We start from the raw sequence: 3,154 nt of genomic DNA, 5'->3' as shown, positions 1-3,154 counted from the left end.
ATATAGCAGGGGATGGGGCAAGATGGATAAAGGAAGGGATAGAGTGGATTCCAAAAGCGAAATTTGTATTAGACAGATATCATTTAAACAAATACATAATAAGAGGGACAGCAAAGAGAGAAGAATATAGGGAAAAGATATGGAAAGCCATAAATGAAGGAGATAAGAAGGGTTTAAGGGAAATATTTAAGGAGCTTGCAAGTAAAGCAGAAACTAATACAGAAAAAGAAAGGATAAAAGAAGTAAGAAGGTATATATTAAACAACTGGGAAGGGATAGAAATATATAAAGATGACGATGATGTAATAGGATGCAGCGCAGAAGGGCATGTAAGCCATGTATTATCGGCGAGATTAAGCAGCAGGCCATTAGGATGGAGCAAGGAAGGATTAAAGATAATGGCAAAGCTAAGGGTATTTAGCAAGAATGGAGGAAATTTAAGGGAAATAAGTGTGTTTAAGGAAGATGAAAAAGCCTTCAAGGTAAGTAAGAAGAAAATAAAAGAAGCGATAAGAAAGATAAATAAATCTTCACGTGAAGTTATGAATAATATAACGATATTGAACATAGGGAAAGTAACGCCAATTTACAGGATATTAAAATCAATAAAATATGAAAATATAATTTAAGTTTTTTAAATTTAACAAACGCCTTGAAACTAGCTAATTTAAGGGGTTGTCTATAAAAATTAACCTACAATATCTTGACACTATCAATTAATAAAAGGATATGGACATAAATGGAAATAAATGTTAAAATATTTTTATCCAATATTTTCCTTGCAAATGATTTAATTATAGTATAAAATTAATTAAACCTCTTTTCATGGATGGGGAAAGAAACGGACTTATTCATATTTTATTCATAAAAAGTTCAAAATTTGACAAATTCTGTCGATTTGATTATAATTTTTTAAGTCCCATGCCCCATGAAAGGAGGTAAGTTAATGAAAGGGATGAAACTAAAAGCCCGGGCGATAATTTTAGCTGTGGTTCTGTTAATTGCTTATTTTACCTTCACCACCATGGCTAAAAAGAAGGTAACTGTCCTTTATGATGGAAAAGTAAAAACAGTTAAATCAAATGCTAAGACAGTTGGGGCTTTGCTTAAGGAGACTGGAATCTACATAGGAGAAAAGGACAAAATATACCCTGATATAGACTCCAAAGTAAAAGACGGATTAGCAATATCGATAAAAAGAGCTGTTCCTGTAACCATCAAGGTGGATGGGAAGGAGCTCAAAGTAAAATCGGCAGAGGAGACAGTAGAAAGGCTACTTCAAAAGGAAGGGATAATTTTAAATGAAAAGGATAAGGTTTTACCAACATTAAACTCTATGGTAAAACCTAATATGGAAGTTAAAATAACCCGCGTAGAAGAAAAGACCATTATTTCATCTAAAATTATCCCTTACAAGGTAGTAAAAAAGCCTAACCACGATATGCTAAAAGGAACAAGCAAGGTCATCCAAAATGGGATGGATGGTATCCTCGAGATAACCACTAAGGTTGTTATGGAGGATGGGAAGATAATATCAACCAAGAAGGTTGGAGAGGCCATAAAAAGAAGGCCAATAGATAAGATAATCCAGGTTGGAACGTTAGGCTTTTTTGTTCCTTCAAGAGGTAGTGAACCTGTTGCCTATGTTAAAAAATTAAGGATGAAGGCAACAAGCTACACCTCAAGCTATGAATGCACCGGAAAGCGTCCGGGAGACCCAGGCTTTGGAAGAACAGCAACAGGAACAATAGCAAGGAGAAATCCAAACGGATTTTCAACAGTTGCTGTTGACCCAGATGTTATCCCCCTTGGAACAAGGCTCTACATCGAAGGCTATGGCTTTGCCATAGCAGAGGATGTTGGAGGGGGAGTGAAGGGAGATAAAATCGATCTTTATTTTGAGCCCGGGACAAAGGAATTTAGAAATTGGTCAACAAGATACGTTGACGTCTATATTTTAAGGTAAAATGTCAAGTGCCTGGCACTTGACATTTTGACTTTTTGACATTTCCATATTTTTCATATAATCCTCAATAAATGGATTTGTTTATTTAAATTATCTAAAAAACTTCAGTATAACCACTTTTAAAATATTTATATTTTTCTTATACTAAATTTGCAACACACATTAAAGGAGGACAAGGATGATAAAAGAAGTTATAATCGTAGAAGGAAAAGGTGACCTTTTAGCTGTAAAAAGGGCCGTTGATGCCGATTGCATTGTAACCAGTGGCTTTGGGCTTAATAAAAAAATAATTGAGGATATAAAAAGTGCCTATGAAAAAAGGGGAATAATAATATTTACAGACCCGGACTTTTCAGGTGAAAGAATAAGGGAAAAACTGACAAAACTTTTCCCAAAGGCAAAACATGCCTTTTTGCCAAGGGAATTTGCCGAAAAGGATGGAGATATTGGAATAGAAAACGCATCGGTGGAAGCCATAAGGGAAGCCCTATCAAAGGTAAAAACGGAATATTTTGAGGACAGAAATGAGTTTACATATGAGGATCTTTATAAAAACAAACTTACAGGCTATGAAAACTCATCTCTTTTAAGGGGCCTTTTGGGAAGGGAGCTTGGAATAGGCTACTGCAACGCCAAAACCTTTTTAAAAAGGCTAAATAGATACGGCATAACAAGAGAGGAGTTTGAGAAGGCTTTAACTAAAGAGCAACAGAAGTCGCCCACTTCTGTAAGTGGGTGATGAATGTTGATTGATAAATTCTTTTTTATGATATAATCAGTATTACAGGAAGGAGGTGTAATTTTGCTAAAGGCTTATAAATACAGGATATATCCAACAAAAGAACAAGAAGAATATTTTGCTAAAGTATTTGGTTGTGTAAGATTTATATACAACAAAATGCTACATGACAAAATAGAATACTATAAAAAAACAGGAGAAATGCTAAACAATACACCTGCACAATATAAAAAAGAATATCCGTTTCTAAAGGAAGTAGATAGTCTTGCACTTTCCAACGCACAACTTAATTTAGAAAAAGCATATAAAAAATTCTTTAGAGATAAAAAAACAGCCTTTCCCAAAGTTCAAGAAAAAGAAAGGTTACCAGTCTTATACTACAAATAATCAAAATGGAACAGTAACACTTGAAAGGTAGTTATCTAAAAGTTCCAAAGTTAAAGACAAAA

The 3,154-nt window shown here is 34.2% G+C and carries 3 protein-coding genes and 1 pseudogene; all 4 read left to right on the top strand.

Annotated features, from left to right (window positions below):
• Window positions 1–629 (top strand): UPF0236 family transposase-like protein (locus CAAU_RS13330; protein WP_040306785.1); only part of this gene is annotated, 629 nt, incomplete at its 5' end.
• Between the two features lie 317 nt (window positions 630–946).
• Window positions 947–1,966 (top strand): ubiquitin-like domain-containing protein, encoded by a 1,020-nt coding sequence (locus tag CAAU_RS13325; RefSeq protein WP_008909965.1) that lies wholly within the window; start codon window positions 947–949, stop codon window positions 1,964–1,966.
• 178 nt (window positions 1,967–2,144) lie between these two features.
• Window positions 2,145–2,705 carry a ribonuclease M5 gene (gene rnmV, locus CAAU_RS13320; protein WP_008909964.1) on the top strand — a complete coding sequence of 187 codons (561 nt, stop codon included), beginning with the start codon at window positions 2,145–2,147 and terminating at the stop codon, window positions 2,703–2,705.
• 63 nt (window positions 2,706–2,768) lie between these two features.
• Window positions 2,769–3,154 (top strand): annotated as a pseudogene (locus tag CAAU_RS13315) (helix-turn-helix domain-containing protein); the annotation flags it as partial.

It is taken from the genome of Caloramator australicus RC3 (assembly GCF_000297115.1).
GTDB classification, from domain to species: Bacteria; Bacillota; Clostridia; order Clostridiales; family Caloramatoraceae; genus Caloramator; species Caloramator australicus.
Note: the sequence above shows the minus strand (reverse complement) of the source record. Positions and strands in the feature narration are given on the sequence as shown.

What these genes read in the sequence shown, in the direction of transcription:
- CAAU_RS13325 (WP_008909965.1), top strand. Translation starts at nt 947, where the DNA reads ATGAAAGGGATGAAACTAAAAGCCCGGGCGATAATTTTAGCTGTGGTT.
- rnmV (WP_008909964.1), top strand. Translation starts at nt 2,145, where the DNA reads ATGATAAAAGAAGTTATAATCGTAGAAGGAAAAGGTGACCTTTTAGCT.